Origin of the sequence: Streptomyces sp. NPDC046759 (assembly GCF_040645475.1) — a bacterium.
Lineage (GTDB): Bacteria > Actinomycetota > Actinomycetes > Streptomycetales > Streptomycetaceae > Streptomyces.
On the sequence record NZ_JBEYYJ010000026.1, the window covers coordinates 114286 to 130395 of the forward strand.

At 70.9% G+C, this 16110-nt stretch carries 16 protein-coding genes and 1 pseudogene; 8 read left to right on the top strand and 9 right to left on the bottom strand.

Annotated features, from left to right (window positions below; all coding sequences use genetic code 11):
* Positions 1–287: 287 nt before the first annotated feature.
* Positions 288–1763 (top strand): PAS domain-containing sensor histidine kinase, encoded by a 1476-nt coding sequence (locus ABZ919_RS30340; protein WP_361253829.1) that lies wholly within the window; start codon positions 288–290, stop codon positions 1761–1763.
* Positions 1764–1958: 195 nt separating this feature from the next.
* Here the strand turns inward: ABZ919_RS30340 and ABZ919_RS30345 are convergent, their stop codons facing one another.
* Both ABZ919_RS30345 and ABZ919_RS30350 read right to left on the bottom strand, forming a co-directional pair.
* Complete coding sequence (locus tag ABZ919_RS30345; protein WP_003992873.1) at positions 1959–2216, bottom strand: WhiB family transcriptional regulator; 258 nt, start codon at positions 2214–2216, stop codon at positions 1959–1961.
* A gap of 333 nt (positions 2217–2549) precedes the next feature.
* Positions 2550–3518 (bottom strand): diacylglycerol kinase family protein, encoded by a 969-nt coding sequence (locus tag ABZ919_RS30350; protein ID WP_361253831.1) that lies wholly within the window; start codon positions 3516–3518, stop codon positions 2550–2552.
* A 147-nt stretch (positions 3519–3665) separates the two neighbouring features.
* Here ABZ919_RS30350 and ABZ919_RS30355 point away from each other — a divergent pair, with 147 nt between their 5' ends.
* Positions 3666–4100, top strand: a complete 435-nt coding sequence (locus ABZ919_RS30355) for a hypothetical protein (RefSeq protein ID WP_361253887.1) — start codon at positions 3666–3668, stop codon at positions 4098–4100.
* Positions 4101–4109: 9 nt separating this feature from the next.
* On the opposite strand, the gene ABZ919_RS30360 is transcribed toward ABZ919_RS30355, so the two are convergent.
* The 3 genes from ABZ919_RS30360 to ABZ919_RS30370 all read right to left on the bottom strand — a co-directional run bounded on the left by ABZ919_RS30360 (position 4110) and on the right by ABZ919_RS30370 (position 6278).
* On the bottom strand, positions 4110–5258 hold the full coding sequence (locus ABZ919_RS30360; RefSeq protein ID WP_361253833.1) for an RNA polymerase sigma factor SigF: 1149 nt from the start codon (positions 5256–5258) through the stop codon (positions 4110–4112).
* Positions 5259–5275: 17 nt separating this feature from the next.
* On the bottom strand, positions 5276–5692 hold the full coding sequence (locus ABZ919_RS30365; RefSeq protein WP_137301875.1) for an anti-sigma regulatory factor: 417 nt from the start codon (positions 5690–5692) through the stop codon (positions 5276–5278).
* 325 nt (positions 5693–6017) lie between these two features.
* Positions 6018–6278 (bottom strand): UBP-type zinc finger domain-containing protein, encoded by a 261-nt coding sequence (locus tag ABZ919_RS30370; RefSeq protein ID WP_361253835.1) that lies wholly within the window; start codon positions 6276–6278, stop codon positions 6018–6020.
* A gap of 61 nt (positions 6279–6339) precedes the next feature.
* Between ABZ919_RS30370 and ABZ919_RS30375 the strand changes: the two genes are divergently transcribed.
* Positions 6340–7935 (top strand): Na+/H+ antiporter, encoded by a 1596-nt coding sequence (locus ABZ919_RS30375; RefSeq protein ID WP_361253837.1) that lies wholly within the window; start codon positions 6340–6342, stop codon positions 7933–7935.
* Here ABZ919_RS30375 and ABZ919_RS30380 read toward each other — a convergent pair.
* Positions 7932–8831, bottom strand: coding sequence for a pyridoxal-phosphate dependent enzyme (locus ABZ919_RS30380; RefSeq protein ID WP_361253838.1), 900 nt, complete (start codon positions 8829–8831; stop codon positions 7932–7934). The genes ABZ919_RS30375 and ABZ919_RS30380 overlap by 4 nt on opposite strands.
* 338 nt (positions 8832–9169) lie before the next feature.
* Here ABZ919_RS30380 and ABZ919_RS30385 point away from each other — a divergent pair, with 338 nt between their 5' ends.
* From ABZ919_RS30385 to ABZ919_RS30400, 4 genes and pseudogenes are all read left to right on the top strand, one after another.
* Positions 9170–10576 carry a family 2B encapsulin nanocompartment shell protein gene (locus tag ABZ919_RS30385; protein ID WP_361253841.1) on the top strand — a complete coding sequence of 469 codons (1407 nt, stop codon included), beginning with the start codon at positions 9170–9172 and terminating at the stop codon, positions 10574–10576.
* Positions 10577–10688: 112 nt separating this feature from the next.
* Complete coding sequence (locus ABZ919_RS30390; RefSeq protein WP_361253842.1) at positions 10689–11828, top strand: family 2 encapsulin nanocompartment cargo protein polyprenyl transferase; 1140 nt, start codon at positions 10689–10691, stop codon at positions 11826–11828.
* A gap of 148 nt (positions 11829–11976) precedes the next feature.
* Positions 11977–12141 (top strand): annotated as a pseudogene (locus ABZ919_RS30395) (dihydrofolate reductase); the annotation flags it as partial.
* A 29-nt stretch (positions 12142–12170) separates the two neighbouring features.
* Positions 12171–12503 carry a DUF952 domain-containing protein gene (locus ABZ919_RS30400; protein ID WP_361253844.1) on the top strand — a complete coding sequence of 111 codons (333 nt, stop codon included), beginning with the start codon at positions 12171–12173 and terminating at the stop codon, positions 12501–12503.
* A gap of 8 nt (positions 12504–12511) precedes the next feature.
* On the opposite strand, the gene ABZ919_RS30405 is transcribed toward ABZ919_RS30400, so the two are convergent.
* The 3 genes from ABZ919_RS30405 to ABZ919_RS30415 form a co-directional block, all read right to left on the bottom strand.
* Positions 12512–12928, bottom strand: coding sequence for a VOC family protein (locus ABZ919_RS30405; protein ID WP_351613532.1), 417 nt, complete (start codon positions 12926–12928; stop codon positions 12512–12514).
* A 40-nt stretch (positions 12929–12968) separates the two neighbouring features.
* Positions 12969–13367, bottom strand: a complete 399-nt coding sequence (locus ABZ919_RS30410) for a helix-turn-helix transcriptional regulator (protein WP_361253847.1) — start codon at positions 13365–13367, stop codon at positions 12969–12971.
* Between the two features lie 101 nt (positions 13368–13468).
* Positions 13469–14503, bottom strand: a complete 1035-nt coding sequence (locus ABZ919_RS30415) for a LacI family DNA-binding transcriptional regulator (protein ID WP_361253889.1) — start codon at positions 14501–14503, stop codon at positions 13469–13471.
* 302 nt (positions 14504–14805) lie between these two features.
* Here ABZ919_RS30415 and ABZ919_RS30420 point away from each other — a divergent pair, with 302 nt between their 5' ends.
* Entirely contained in the window at positions 14806–16104 is a 1299-nt protein-coding gene (locus tag ABZ919_RS30420) for an ABC transporter substrate-binding protein (RefSeq protein WP_361253849.1), read from the top strand.
* Positions 16105–16110: the final 6 nt, after the last annotated feature.

Below are 16110 nucleotides of genomic sequence, written 5' to 3' on the forward strand. Positions count from 1 at the left end.
GGCGTTCTCCGTGCATGCCCACACGACCATGGACACGGACTTGTGGTCTAGTCCACAATCGCAAGTGAACAAGCCTCCGTCTTCCCCGCACAGGAGGGCGGACCGAGGAACCGGAGCTCTCTGCCCTGACTGCCCCGGCTCCTCGACCTTCGGCCGACCGGGACCGCACACCCCACGGCCGATGATGCTCCGGGCTGCGGTGCCGGGAGGGTTGAGGGTCCCTTCCAGGCGCCGCGGCCCGCGGGTGTTTTTCGGCCATGCTCGAACGTCCGGGTACGCTCGCAGACGTGCCCTCCATGAACGAACTGGTCCGCCAGCACACCGCCCTCGACGACTCCGACCTCGAGTGGCTCCACCTGCTGGTCTCGGAGTGGCAGCTGCTCTCCGACCTGTCCTTCGCCGACCTCGTCCTGTGGGTCCCCACCCGCGACGGCACACGGTACGTCTCGGTCGCCCAGATGCGCCCCAACACCGGCCCCACCTCCTACCAGGACGACATGGTCGGCCACCTCGTCCCGCGCGGCCGGCGGCCCATGCTGGACGCGGCGCTCGACGAGGGCCGGATCGTGCGCGAGGGCGACCCGGAATGGCGCGAAGAGGTCCCCGTCCGGGTCGAGTCCATCCCCGTACGACGTCAGGGCCGCGTCCTCGGTGTGATCGCCCGCAACACCAATCTGCTGACCGTCCGCACCCCGAGCCGCCTCGAGCTCACCTATCTGCAGAGCGCTTCGGACCTCGCGCAGATGATCGCGGCCGGTTCCTTCCCGTTCCCCGACCAGCAGGTCGACATGGACGCCGCGCCCCGCGTCGGCGACGGCCTGATCCGGCTCGACGTGGACGGCCTCGTCCAGTACGCCTCCCCGAACGCCCTGTCCGCCTACCACCGCCTGGGCCTCGCCGCCGACCTGGTCGGCCAGCACCTGGGGCGGACCACCGCCGAACTCGCGCCGACCCGGGGGCCGGTGGACGAGGCGCTCGCCAAGGTGGCCAGCGGCTGGGCGCCGCGCGAGTTCGAGATCGAGGCCAGCGACGGGGTGATCCAGTTCCGGACGATCCCGCTCAAGCCCAAGGGCACCCGCATCGGTTCGCTGGTGCTGTGCCGGGACGTCACCGAACTGCGGCGCCGCGAGCGCGAGTTGATCACCAAGGACGCGACCATCCGGGAGATCCACCACCGGGTGAAGAACAACCTCCAGACGGTCGCCGCGCTGCTGCGGCTGCAGGCCCGGCGCATCGAGTCCGAGCGCGGCCGGGAGGCCCTGGAGGAGGCCGTGCGCCGGGTCGGCTCGATCGCGATCGTGCATGAGACGCTGTCTCAGAACCTGGACGAGCGCGTGGAGTTCGACGACATCGCCGACCGCGTGCTGGCGATGGTCGCCGAGATCTCGCCGGGCAAGGTGACCGGCCGGCGCAGCGGGCGTTTCGGGATACTCGACGCGGAGGTCGCCACCCCGCTGTCGATGGTTCTCACCGAAGTGCTGCAGAACGCCCTGGAGCACGGTTTCCGTGAGGGCGACACCGGCACGGTCGAGGTCTCCGCGGTCCGTGGCGGTACGACGAAGGAGGCCCGCCTCCTGGTCACCGTCCAGGACGACGGCGTCGGCCTGCCGGACGACTTCGACCCGCACCGCTCCGGGAACCTGGGGCTGCAGATCGTACGGACGCTGGTGGAGGGGGAGTTGGGCGGTTCCTTCGACATGGTTCCGGCACCGGGTCGGGGAACCCGGGTGATCCTCGACATTCCGGTGCGGGCGCAGAAGTAGCCGACTTCCCTGCCTGGCCTTGGATCGGGCACAGCAAAAAGCCCCGGACCGCCATGGGTCCGAGGCTCGTGCTCGTTGCTGCTCCGCTCAATCGCTAAGCGCATCGGGGGATACTGCGCGCTGCGGCTCGGGGGCGGGAGATGCGTGCGTGCTGCACGCGCCGCCAAGCTCAGGCTGTCAGCAGGGGTGGGTATGTCAGGCGGAGGCCTGACGAGCCCGGTTGCGGGCGGCGCGGCGCTTCATGGCGCGGCGCTCGTCCTCGCTGAGACCACCCCAGACGCCGGAGTCCTGACCGGACTCGAGCGCCCACTGCAGACACTGCTCGATCACCGGGCAGCGACGGCAGACGGCCTTGGCTTCCTCGATCTGCAGCAGCGCAGGACCGGTGTTGCCGATGGGGAAGAAGAGCTCGGGGTCTTCCTCGCGGCAAACGGCGTTGTGACGCCAGTCCATGGCTGCTACCTCTCCTTGGTTCCTCTGAACGTGTATGACGTAGAGGGTGCTTGTGAATGTGAACGCTTTCACGAATCCCTCAACAAGTGAAGGGCCGACCGCCGAGTCTCCCCGGCGTGGTCCTTGGTTTGAAGAGGGGTTCTGGTGATCAGTGGAGGCCGGTGTTGCGGGCCGTCCCGATCGCCACGTAGAGACTGGCAAACCTCAGCGACGGATACAACCCCTTCCGGAAAGTTTTTTTTGATTCCTCGGTGTCGACTAGGTCACAGCCGTACTTCCATGGGGTGGATCCTGGCCTAAACGTTCGAGTGAAAGGACTTTTGCGTCTTCCGCTCACACAATCACACGCAGTGCACGGCGTACGCCTGTGAACGCCACGCTCGTACGCAGCCCCAGGTGGTCACCGTCCATCTGCAGGGGTAGTGGCACCTTCGAATGCAAGGTGAACTGATCCAGATCGTGCAGAGATACCACGTGCCTGCCATGGGGGCCGCGCTCGGGGGACGAAGTGAGCAACTGGGTGCCATACCGGGCAACCGCGGCGGTCGACAGGCGGCTGAGACCGAGCACGTCGACCCCCGTGTCGAACGAGGCCTTAGGCGACGTGTACATCGGGCGATTGCCGAGATACGTCCAAGGCGACGTGTTCGAGACTATGGCGACCACAAGGTCACCGATCGGCTCCTCGCCGGGCCGCTCCAGCGTGATCGAGCCGTGCCGGCGGTTCGGCTCACCGAGGAACTGCCGGACCACCTGACGCACGTACAGCGCGTGCGTCGACTTCCTGCCCTGTTCGCGCTGCTGCTCGACCCGGCCGACCACGCCCGCGTCGAAGCCGAGTCCGGCGTTGAAGGTGAACCAGCGGTCCGGGACCGCCTCGTCCTCGGTGCCGGGCACGCCGGAGGCCAGCCCGAGCCCCACCACCCGCTCCCGGCCCTCGCGCAGCGCGTCCAGCAGGGCGCCGGTCGACTCCACCGGATCGTTGGGCAGGCCCAGGGCGCGGGCGAAGACATTGGTGGAGCCGCCGGGTACGACGGCGAGCCCCGGCAGGCGCTCGAGGGCGGGTCCCGCGTGCAGCAGGCCGTTGACGACCTCGTTGACCGTGCCGTCGCCACCGAGGGCCACCACCAGGTCGATGTCGTCGCTGTCCGCCGCCTGCCGGCCGAGGTCGCGGGCGTGGCCGCGGTACTCGGTGGTGACCGCCTCCAGCTTCATCTCGCTCGCCAGCGCGTGGATGAGCACGTCACGCCTGCGTGCGCTTGTGGTGGTTGCCGCCGGGTTGACCACGAGAAGTGCACGCATGGAGGGCAGCGTACCTACTGGGTGGTACCCCGCCCATACCGAGGTAGGGATCAGGTAAGAGGACGGGGCGTGAGCCTGGACACGCAGAGCGCCGCCGGCACGCGCACCCCCCGCTGCCCGCACCCGGCCGGCGGCTACCCTGCTGGGGTGAGCAGTGAGCAGAACCCCGCCCAGGACACCGTCGGCCCCCGCCCTCGTCGGCTGACCTACGCCGCCGTGCTGGCCGGCCTGGAGGGCGTCGCACTGGTGGCCGGCGGTCTCTGGGTGCTCGTGCTGGGGATCACCGGCGCCCCGGACGACCGGCAGCAGGCCGTGACCCTGGGCATCACGCTGGCCGTCCTGGCGCTCCTGCCGCTCCTCGCCGCGCGGGGACTGCTGCTGCGGCGCAGCTGGAGCCGGGGCCCGGCGGTGATCACACAGCTCATGGCGCTGCCGATCGCCTACAGCCTGCTCAAGGCCGACAGCATGGCCATCCCGGCCGGCATCGCCCTCGCGGTGGTCGCCGTCGCGGTCCTGGTCCTCCTCGTCAACGGCGAGACGACCCGGGCCCTCGGCATCAAGGGGCCGGGCCGCGCCGAGTAGGCAGGCGCCCTACTCCTCGACGAGGAGCTTCTCCCGCAGCTGGGCGAGCGTGCGTGCCAGCAGCCGGGAGACGTGCATCTGGGAGATGCCGACCTCCTGCGCGATCTGCGACTGGGTCATGTTGCCGAAGAAGCGCAGCAGCAGGATCCGCTTCTCGCGCGGCGGGAGGTCCTCCAGCAGCGGCTTCAGCGATTCCCGGTACTCCACGCCCTCCAGCGCCTCGTCCTCCGCGCCGAGGGTGTCGGCGACCGCCGGGGACTCGTCGTCGGTGTCGGGGACGTCCAGGGACAGCGTGGAGTACGCGTTGGCGGACTCCAGGCCCTCCAGGACCTCCTCCTCGGAGATCGCGAGCTTCTCGGCCAGCTCGTGGACCGTGGGGGAGCGGCCGTGCAGCTGGGACAGTTCGGCCGTCGCCGTGGTCAGTGCGAGCCGCAGCTCCTGCAGCCTGCGCGGGACGCGGACCGCCCAGCCCTTGTCGCGGAAGTGCCGCTTGATCTCGCCGACGACCGTCGGGGTGGCGTACGTGGAGAACTCCACGCCGCGCTCCGGGTCGAACCGGTCGACGGACTTGATCAGACCGATCGTGGCGACCTGGGTGAGGTCGTCCAGCGGCTCTCCGCGGTTGCGGAACCGGCGCGCCAGGTGCTCCACGAGCGGCAGGTGCATACGGACCAGCCGATTGCGCAGCTCCGCGTACTCCGCGCTGCCCGCGTTCAGCTTGCGCAGCTCAACGAACATCGCGCGCGCCCCGCTGCGGTCCTGGGGATCGTGCGGTGCGGCCTGCACGGCCTCCGCGACCGGCGCGTCGTCCTGGCCGTACCGCTCGTGCTCGCTCATCGTCCCGCCCGTAGCCCTTCCCCGAGCCCTGGCCCCCGTACGCACGGGGGGCGGCGTGCCGCCCGGGCCCTCCGGCGGCACGTCCTGCACGGCGCCGTCGCCGCCGGTCGCCGCGGAGTCGTCCTCCGGGTGTGGCCTGGCCTGCTCCGGGATGCCGTCGATGCCGTTCGCCATGCGCCGCGAACCGCCCGGGGGGACTTCCCCGGAGATGTCGCCCGTTCCCCCACTCTCGGCTCCGCTCGAGCGGGGGGACCCCCATGGCCCGGGGGCACCCCCGTCCCCGGCCGGCAGCTCCCGTGTGCCGCGCTCTTCGTCCCGCACCGGACCGTCCCCGTTCCTCACGCCGGGCCGGGGCCCGCGCCGCGCTGTTTGTAGAGGCTGATCGACACGGTCCTGTCCTCGTCGACGGCGGACGAGACCTTGCCCGCGAGGGCCGACAGCACGGTCCAGGCGAAGGTGTCCCGCGAGGGGGCGTGACCGTCCGTGGTCGGCGCCGAGACCGTGACCTCCAGCGAGTCGTCGACGAGCCGGAAGACACAGCTGAGCACGGAGCCGGGCACGGCCTGTTGGAGCAGGATCGCGCAGGCCTCGTCCACGGCGATGCGCAGGTCCTCGATCTCGTCCAGGGTGAAGTCCAAGCGGGCCGCGAGACCGGCCGTGGCCGTCCGCAGCACCGACAGGTAGGCACCCGCAGCCGGCAGCCGGACTTCCACGAAGTCCTGGTTCGCCGCGGGCTCGCCTGCGATCTGGGACACCCTCACCTCCATGGTGGTACAAGCTCTACGGGGCCGAGGGTCGCCCCCCGGGGTAAACGCGTACGTGCTTCCGCGGTGACGCTATCGCGCTCCGAACGTTCCTGTCCCGGGACCCCAACCCCCCCTGGCGTCACTCACAGTAAAGCTGTGCATACGCTCCGTGTCTAGGGGGTCTGCGGCCCCAAATGGGAAGAGCGCGCGCCGGATTGACGTACCCAGGCGTCAGACGCTCGAACCGTCGTGCGGTCCCGTCGCATGCAGTGTCACACGAGAACCCGGCCGGGCGGGAATGCGATCACGTGGGAACCCGTTGCGACGGTGTCGCTCAGACCAGGACGTGGTCCACGAAGCACCACCGCCAGTCCTCGCCGGGTTCGAAGGTCCGCATGACCGGGTGACCGGACGTCTCGTGGTGCTGTGTCGCGTGCCTCCCGGGCGACGAGTCGCAGCAGCCGACGTGGCCGCAGGTGAGACACAGCCGCAGCTGCACCGGGTGTGTGCCGTCCCGCAGGCACTCCGGGCAGGTCGGGTCCAGCGGCTCCGGTTCCGGGTGCGGCAGCGCGTCGGCGTGCGTGCACTGTTTCATGATTGCCAGATTACGACGGGCGTGCGGGTGGCCGCGCGGAAAACGAGGGTGGGCGAGGATCATGGACGTGATGCCGCTGCTGTTGCTGGTGGCGGGCAGTGCGGCGGTGGCGGGGGCCGCGCGGCGCACTCCGGTGCCGGCGCCGCTGCTGCTGGTCGCGGTGGGCCTGGCGGTCTCCTACGTCCCCGGGGTCCCGCACTACACCCTGGACCCGGAGGTCGTCCTGCCGCTGGTGCTGCCGCCGCTGCTGTACAAGGAGGGCACGGAGAGCTCGTACCTCGACCTGCGTGCCCAGATGCGGCCCGTGGGGCTGCTGTCGATCGGGTACGTGCTCTTCGCGACCTTCGCCGTCGGCTGGGTCGCCTACCTCGTCGTGCCCGGGCTGCCGCTGCCCGCCGCCCTGGTGCTGGGCGCGGTGGTCGCGCCGACGGACGCGGTCGCGGCCGCGGCGATCGCCCGCCGGGTGGGCCTGCCCCCCAGGCTCACCACCATCCTGCAGGGCGAGTCCCTGTTCAACGACGCCACCGCGATCACCGCCTACAAGGTCGCCCTCGCCGCGGCCGTCGGCGCGAGCGCCACCTGGGCGGGCGGGATCGGCGAGTTCCTGCGGGCGGCCGTCGGCGGTGTCGTCGTCGGTCTGGTGCTCATGGTGCCGATCCACTGGCTGCGCACCCATCTGACGGAGGCGCTGCTGCAGAACACCCTCTCCCTGCTGATCCCGTTCGTCGCCTACGGCGTCGCCGAGCAGCTCCACGGCTCCGGAGTCCTCGCGGTCGTCGTGGTCGCGGTCTACCTGGGGCACCACGCGTGGGAGGTCGACTTCGCCACCCGGCTCCAGGAGGACGCGGTGTGGCGGATGGTCGCCTTCCTGCTGGAATCGGCGGTGTTCGCGCTGATCGGCCTCCAACTGCCCACCGTCCTGAAGGGATTGCGCGCGTACCACGGGGCCGACGCGGCCTGGTACGCGATCGCCGTCTTCCTGGTGGTCGTCGCGGCCCGATTCGTGTGGGTGTTCCCGGCCACGTTCCTGCCCCGCGCGCTCTTCCCGCGCATCAGGGAGCGCGAGCCGGACACCACCTGGCGGGCGCCGGTCGTGACCGGGTGGGCAGCCATGCGCGGTGTGGTGTCCCTCGCCATCGCGTTCTCGATCCCGCTCACGGTCGACCACGGCGCCCCCTTCCCGCAGCGGAACCTGATCCTCTTCCTGACGTTCGCCACGGTCATCGGCACCCTCGTGCTGCAGGGCCTGACCCTCGCGCCGCTGATCCGCCTGATGAGGTTCCCCGGCCGCGACCAGCAGGCCGAGACGCTGGCCGAGGCCAACGCCCAGGCCCAGGCCTCCCGGGCCGCCGAACACCGCCTCGACGACCTCCTCGCCGACGACCGCAACGCCCTCCCCCCGCCGCTCGCCGACCGCCTGCGTACCGTCCTGGAACGCCGCCGCAACGCCGTCTGGGAGCGGCTCGGGCAGACCAACCCCGTCACCGGCGAGTCCGTGGACGACACCTACCGCCGGCTGTCCCGCGAGATGATCGGCGCCGAACGCGAGGTCTTCGTCAAGCTCCGCGACCACCGCTACATCGACGACGAGATGCTGCGCGCACTGCTCAGGCGCCTGGACCTGGAGGAGGCGGCGGCCTACCGGGAGACGGACTAGCCCTCCGGGAAGGGCCGCCCGGTGACGACGGCCGCGATCGCCGTCCCGCGCGCGAAGGCCCCCTCCCGAGCGAGAGCGACAAGTCCGTAGAGCAACTTGGCGACATAGAGACGTTCGACGGGCAGCGCGTGGCGGTCCTCGAAGTCCTGTGCGAAGGCGAGCAGTTCGGGCGTCGTACGGGCGTAACCACCGAAGTGGAAGCGCTCGTCGAGGGACCAGGAGCCGGTACGGCCGCCGAAGGCACGTTCCTGCAGTGCCTGGACGTCCGCTTCCAGGAAGCCGCCCCTGAGGACCGGCACGCCGAGCGCGCGCTGCCGTGCCGCCAGCCCGGCGGCCAGCCCCGCGAGCGTGCCGCCGGTGCCGCAGGCCACGGCGACGACATCGGCGTGCCCCCGCAGCTCCTCGCCGAGGGCCCGGCAGCCGCGCACGGCCGCGCTGTTGCTGCCGCCTTCGGGCACGACGTACGCCTCCTCGGTACCGGCCGCGCGCAGGATCGCGGCCAGCTTCTCCGGCTCGGCCTTGCGCCGGTACGTCGACCTGTCGATGAAGTGCAGCCGCATGCCGTCCGCCGCGCACCGGGCGAGGGAGGGGTTGAGCGGGCGGTCGGCCAGCTCGTCGCCGCGGACCACGCCGGTGGTCGGCAGGCCGAGGAGACGGCCCGCGGCGGCGGTGGCCCGCAGATGGTTGGAGTAGGCCCCGCCGAAGGTCACCAGCGGCCGGCCGCGAGCCGCCTCGATGTTCGGCACGAGCTTGCGCCACTTGTTGCCGATGAGGTCGGGGTGGATGAGGTCGTCGCGCTTGAGGAGCAGCCGGAGTCCGTGCCGGCCGAAGCGCTCGTCCCCGACCTCCTGCAGGGGTGAGGGGAGGCGGGGGCTGAGCGGGGCACGGCTGGTCACCGACTCATTGTCGCCCGCTGCGCGCTGTCCCCTCGGCCGCCGGGCCACACGATCCCGCAGGGCAGGCAGGGATCCTTTCCGCCGCCCGGGTCCCCGCACGACGCCGTAGAAGTGCCGGACCGCTTCGTTCGCACGGTGTGCGAGCCGATCCGGACAGCCGGCGCAGGTCACCGGCGTGGCGAGGGCCGGCCGGGGTCCCTCTTCGTGCCCAGTAATCCGATGATCCATTCCCGCTCTTTCGGGTAATGGCGCGGTCACGTTCCGTGCTGGAAGGCTCGGTGCCGAGACCGGTGCCCCCCTGCGATTCGGCGCCGGGCATACCTGGGAGGCAATTCTCTATGTCGGTAGGCGAAGAGGTCCGCACGGAACAGGGCAAGCCGCAGCAGTCCCTCGGGACGGCGGCAGCGCGGAACCTGGCCACCACCACCAAGTCCGTTCCTCAGATGCAGGAGATCAGCTCCCGCTGGCTGCTGCGCACACTCCCGTGGGTCGACGTGCAGGGCGGCACGTACCGGGTGAACAGGCGGCTGACGTACACCGTCGGCGACGGCCGTATCACCTTCGTGAAGACAGGGGACCAGGTCGAGGTCATCCCGGCCGAGCTCGGCGAGCTGCCGGCCCTGCGCGCGTACGAGGACGAGGAGGTGCTCACCGAGCTCGCCCGGCGCTGCCGTCAGCGCGACTTCGCCCCGGGTGAGGTGATCGCCGACTTCGGCAACCAGACCGACGAGGTGTACCTGCTGGCCCACGGCAGGCTCGAGAAGATCGGCACCGGCCCCTACGGCGACGACGCCGTCCTCGGAGTCCTCGCCGACGGCGCCTACTTCGGCGACCAGGCGCTGCTGGACCCGGACGCCATCTGGGAGTACACCGTCCGCGCGGACACCGCGACCACCGTGCTGATCCTCAGCCGCCAGGACTTCCAGCAGGTCGCGGAGCGCTCGGACAGCCTGCGCGAACACCTCGAACAGCTGCGTTCGGTGCCGGAGCAGCGGACCAACAAGTACGGCGAGAAGGAGGTCGAGCTGGCGGCCGGCCACTCCGGTGAGCCCGACATCCCGCACACCTTCGTCGACTACGAACCCCGGCCGCGCGAGTACGAGCTGAGCATCGCCCAGACCGTGCTGCGCATCCACACACGCGTGGCCGACCTGTACAACCAGCCGATGAACCAGACCGAGCAGCAGTTGCGGCTCACGGTCGAGGCGCTCAAGGAGCGCCAGGAGCACGAGCTGATCAACAACCGCGACTTCGGCCTGCTCAACAACTGCGAGTACGACCAGCGGATCCAGCCGCACGACGGCGTGCCCGGCCCGGACGACATGGACGAGCTGCTCAGCCGCCGGCGCAGCACCAGGCTGTTCCTGGCCCACCCGCGCGCGATCGCCGCGTTCGGGCGCGAGCTCAACAAGCGCGGACTGGTACCGGAGACCGTCGAGATCGGCGGCAACCGCATCCCGACCTGGCGCGGAGTGCCGATCTACCCGTGCAACAAGATCCCCGTCACCCCCGAGCGCACGACCTCGATCATCGCGATGCGGACCGGAGAACAGGACCAGGGCGTCATCGGTCTCAGGCAGTCGGGGATCCCGGACGAGATCGAGCCGAGCCTGTCCGTCCGGTTCATGGGCATCAACGAACAGGCCATCATCAAGTACCTGGTCACGGCCTACTACTCGGCCGCCGTACTGGTGCCCGACGCGCTCGGCGTGCTGGAGAACGTCGAGATCGGCCGGTGGAGGTGACGTTTCCGCACTTCGCGGCCGTGTCCCTGCCCGCCGTGTCGGGTAGACCCTCGGAATATGCGTCCGGCCGGGCCGGCGACGCCGGTGTCCGCGGACCTGGCGAGGGGGAGACATGGCCGAGTTCATGACGGAGACCGAACAGCGGTCCCCTGCCGTGCAGAGGGCCGGCACGGCAGGAGACCGTCGGGGGAGGGCCGGCGACGCCGGTGCCGGGCCGTTCGACGGGCAGGAGGCGGCGACGCTGCTGGAGCGCACCCGCGCCCTGGTCGACCCGGAGCTGCGCGCGGCCCTGGAGTCGCTGCCCGGTTCCATGCGCCGGATCGCGCTCTACCACTTCGGCTGGCAGCACGCGGACGGCGCCCCGGCGACGGGCAACGCGGGCAAGGCGATACGGCCCGCGCTCGTGCTGGCGGCGGCCGCCGCCCTCGGCGGTCCGGCGGCGCGTGCGGCGGCGGTCCGTGCGGCGGTGGCGGTCGAACTGGTCCACAACTTCACCCTCCTGCACGACGACGTGATGGACCGGGACACCTCCCGCCGGCACCGGCCCACCGCGTGGACCGTCTTCGGCGACGCCGACGCGATCCTCGCCGGCGACGCCCTGCAGGCGCTGGCCCTGCGGCTGCTCGCCGAGGACCCGCACCCGGCCGCCGGTCCGGCCGCGGCCCGGCTCGCGGACTGTGTCGTGGAGCTGTGCGCCGGGCAGCACAGCGACACGGACATGGAGCGCCGCGCCCCGGGCGAGGTCACCCTCGACGAGGTGCTCGCCATGGCCGAGGCGAAGACCGGCGCGCTGCTGGGCTGTGCCTGCGCCCTCGGCGCGCTGTACGCGGGCGCCGAGCACGAGGAGGTGGCGGCGCTGGACGGCTTCGGCCGCCAGGCGGGGCTCGCCTTCCAGCTGATCGACGACGTCATCGGCATATGGGGTGACCCGCGGCACACCGGGAAGCCGGCCGGCGCGGATCTCGCGGTCCGCAAGAAGTCGCTGCCGGTGGTGGCGGCCCTGTCCTCCGGCACCGGGGCGGCGGCCGAACTGGCCGAGCTCTACGGCAAGCCGTACGTCTCCGGTGACGCCGAGGGCATCGCGCGCACGGCACTGGCCGTGGAGCGGGCCGGCGGCCGGGACTGGGCGCAGGCGGAGGCGGCCGACCGGATGGCCCGCGCCGTGCAGGACCTGTCCCGCGCGGTCCCCGTTCCCGAGGCGGCGGGCGGTCTGCTCGCGCTCGCCGAGTTCGTCACCCGGCGCAGCAGCTGACAGCCGCCGGCACCGGCGGCCGGGAAGAACCCCGGAGTCCCGGGTCCGTGCGGCTCCTGACCCCGCACGCTCACCGGGGCTCCGGCCGGGCGGGTCCCGCACATCCCCACGGCGTGCGGGACCCGTCGCTCACGCATGCGTGAAAGCACTGCCGGACGAGATCGACGAACTCGTCGTCAAGACCTACCCGATCGTCTACGGCACGGGCATGCCCATGTCCGGCACCGGCCTGGACATCAACGAGTTCACCCTCGAAGGGGTGCGCGCCTTCCCCGACGGCGTGCTGGTGCGGACGTACGCCAGGAAGCGCTGAGACCGCCCCGGACGCCGTACCGTGAGCGCATGCCGAAACTGCCCCGCATCTTCCACATCACCGAACGCTCCCTGTGGGAGGCGGCGTGCGAGCGCGGCGCCTACGAGCTGTCGACCCGCGGCCGCACCCTCCAGGAGGAGGGCTTCATCCACTTCTCCACCCGCGAACAGCTGCCCCGCATCGCCGAGTTCCTCTACGGCGACTACGACGGACCGGACGAGCTGGTCGTGCTGGTCGTGGATCCGGCCCTGGTGGGCGCGCCGGTGAGGTACGAGGCCATGGAGCCGGGCGGCGAGGAGTTCCCGCACGTGTACGGGCCGGTGCCGGCCGCCGCCGTGGTGGAGGTGGAGTCCTGGGGGTGACCCGTCCGTCACTCCGCGGGACGCTGGAGGAACCGCAGCTGGTTGCCCGCCGGGTCCCGGAAGGCGCAGTCGCGCACACCGTACGGCTGGTCGGTCGGTTCCTGGAGCACGTCGGCGCCGGACTCCCGCACCCGCTCGTACAGCGCGTCGCAGTCCTCGGTCGTGAAGATGACACCCCGCAGCATGCCCTTGGCGAGCAGTTCGGCCAGCGCCTGCCGGTCGGCGGGGGAGGCATCCGGGTTCGCGCCCGGGGGCTCCAGCACGATCTCGACGTCCGGCTGGAGCGGCGAGCCCAGCGTCACCCACCGCATGCCCTCGAAGCCCACGTCGTTGCGGACCTCGAGGCCGAGCACGTCACGGTAGAAGGCGAGCGCCTTGTCATGGTCGTCCACCGCGATGAAGCACTGCTTGAGTTTCACGTCCATGGGCTCACGCTAGGCCCATCCGGGCCCGGGCGCGCGCGACTCAGTAGGGACGGCGGCGTGGCCGGGTGAACGTACGCGCCACGCAGGACGGGATCACCGCGCTCTCCTCGTGGTCACGGGCCCGGTAGGCGCTCGGGGTCTCGCCGACCAGCTCGGTGAAACGGGAGCTGAAGGAGCCGAGCGACGTACACCCCACGGCCAGGCACACCTCGGTCACGGTGAGGTCGCCCCGGCGCAGCAGCGCCTTGGCCCGCTCGATCCTGCGGGTCATCAGATAGCTGTACGGCGTCTCGCCGAAGGCCTTGCGGAAGCTGCGCTGGAAGTGGCCGGGGGACATGTGGGCGCCGCGGGCCAGCTCGGTCATGTCGAGCGGCTCGGCGTACTCGCGGTCCATGCGGTCGCGCACACGACGCAGCCGCCTGAGGTCCTCCAGGCTCACGTCCACAGCTTGGCACACGGCACCGACACCGAGGGGCGAAACGATTTCGCACAGGACTGCACCACAGGTGCCCCCATTCTCCCCGTGTCGCGCCGCGGGCCTCAGGCGCGCGGCGGCTCGCCGTCGGGCTCCCGTCCGCCGGCGAGCAGGGGCGCGGTGGTGGACCGTGGGATCAGGTGGGTGGGCAGCACGACGTGCTGCCGGTGGTCCGCCTCGGAGCCGTCGATGAGCTTCAGGGCCAGCCGGCCGGCCTCGCGGCCGATGTCCGAGGGTGACTGCGCGATCGTGGACAGGTCGAACCAGTCGGCCACCGGCTGGTCGTCGAAGCCCAGGACGGACATCTGCGCGGGCACCTCGATGCGCGTGCGGCGCAGGGCCCGGATGACGGCGACGGCGACCTCGTCCTGTTCGGCGAAGACCGCGGTGGGCGGCTCGCGCAGACTCAGCAGCGTGCCGAGCGCCTCGGCGGTGGCGCGTTCGTCGCCGACCGGCAGGGCGGCCACCAGGTCGTCGTCGTGGGGGATGCCCGCTTCGGCGAGCGCCTGCTGATAGCCGAGCAGCCGCTCGTTGGAGCTGAAGGAGAAGCCGCTGGCGCCCACCGTCTTGAGGAACGCGATCCGGCGGTGGCCGAGGTTGAGCAGGTGCCGGGTCCCGTGCAGGGCGCCGGCGACGTCGTCGACGTACACGCTGGGGCGGCCGTCGACGTGCTGGCTCACGTAGATGACCGGCATGCCGAGGGTGTCCAGCCGGTCGGTCTCCTCTGCGGTGAGGTCGAAGGAGAAGACCAGCAGCGCGTCGGCGTTCCGCCGGGCGGGCAGCCGGTCGAAGAACGAGGCGCGCTCGGCGAGATCGGGGATCACATAGACGGTCAGCTCCATGCCCGCCGCCCGCAGGATCGGGGCGAGGCTGGAGAGGGCCGAGCCCATGAACCACGCGTTGAGCGTGGGGACGAGCACCGCCACGGTCCCCGTCTTTCCCGTGACGAGGCTTGCCGCCTGCCGGGAGACGGCGAAGTTCAGTTCCCGGGCGGCCTGTTCGACCCGCGCACGGACCTCCGGCGAGACGGTGGGCAGTCCGCGTAGGGTGCGCGAGACGGTGGATGCGGACACCCCGGCCCGTTCGGCGACGTCAGCCATCGTGGGGTGTCGCTGAGCAGGTGGCATGTGCCGGACGGTAGCACAGCAGACCCGGTGCCGAGGGTCGCTCATGACAGCGCTTTCACGAGATTCCCACCGTCACTTCCCCTCATTACCCAGAAGTAACGCATTGACTTCCGCTTACCCCACTCCTAGCGTGCAAGCGTTGTCACAAGGGGCTCACAGCTATCTCTTGGGGCCACCACGCAGCGGCTTTGACCTGCGCATTTGATCAAGAAGTCGCGGTGACAACGCAGTCTCGCAACAGCCTCGCCTCAGGTTCCGCACGACCAGGAGAGACAGTGAAGACCACAACCGCCAGAGCCCTTCGGTGTTCGGCAGCGCTCGCCGCCGCCGGACTCCTGCTCGCCGCCTGCGGCTCGTCCGACGACGGCGGCACCGCGAGCCGCGCGGGGAGCACGTCGTTCACCGGCCGCGGCCCCATCACCTTCGTGGCCGGAAAGGACACCACCGGCGCCGTACAGCCGGTCCTCGACCGCTGGAACAAGCTGCACCCGAAGGAGAAGGTCACCTTCATCCAGCTGCCGACGGACGCGGACGCACAGCGCCAGCAGATGATCCAGAACGCCGAGACGAAGTCCGACGCCTACACGGTGCTCTCCCTGGACGTCGTGTGGACGTCGGAGTTCGCCGCGCACCAGTGGATCGACAAGCTGCCCGAACAGCGGTTCGCGCTGGGGAAGATGCTCAAGCCGGTGGTGGAGACGGCGAAGTACCGCGGCGGCCTGTACGCGGCACCGGCCAGCTCGGACGGCGGCCTGCTGTACTACCGCTCCGACCTGCTCAAGCAGGCAGGCGTCGGCAAACCCCCGGCGACCTGGGCCGAGTTGAAGACAGACTGCGCCAAGGTGAAGAAGCTGCCCGCGGCCAAGGGCTTTTCCTGTTACGCCGGGCAGTTCCAGAAGTACGAGGGCCTGACGGTGAACTTCTCCGAGGCGGTGAACTCCGCGGGAGGGACCGTCACCGACGCGAACGGCAGACCGGACGTGGACACGCCCGCGGCGAAGAAGGGCCTGGACTTCCTCGCCGACTCCTTCCGGGACGGGACGATCCCCAAGGAGGCCATCACCTACCAGGAGGAGGACGGCCGGCAGGCGTTCCAGGCGGGCAAGCTGGTCTTCCTGCGCAACTGGCCGTACATGTACGCGCTCGCCGGCAGGAGCGGGGTGGCCGGCCGGTACGCCGTCGCGCCGCTGCCCGGCCTGAACGGACCCGGTGCCTCCAGCCTGGGCGGTCACAACCTGGCCCTGTCGTCCTTCGCCAAGAACAAGGCCACGGCCCTGGACTTCATGAAGTTCTACAGCAGCGAGGACACCGCGAGGACGTTCCTGGAGAAGGCGTCCCTCGCCCCGCCGTACGCCGGCCTGTACGACGACGCGGCACTGGCCAGGCAGTATCCGTACCTCCCGGTGCTCAAGCAGTCGATCCTCCGCGCCGTGCCGCGCCCGCGGGTCGTGGGGTACGGCGATGTGACCTCGGCGATCCAGCAGGAGGCGTACGCCGCGCTGACGGGCACCAAGAGCAGCGCACAGGCGCTGAAGGACCTGCAGCAAGAGCTGCGGAAGGCCACGGCGCAGTGAGGGGCG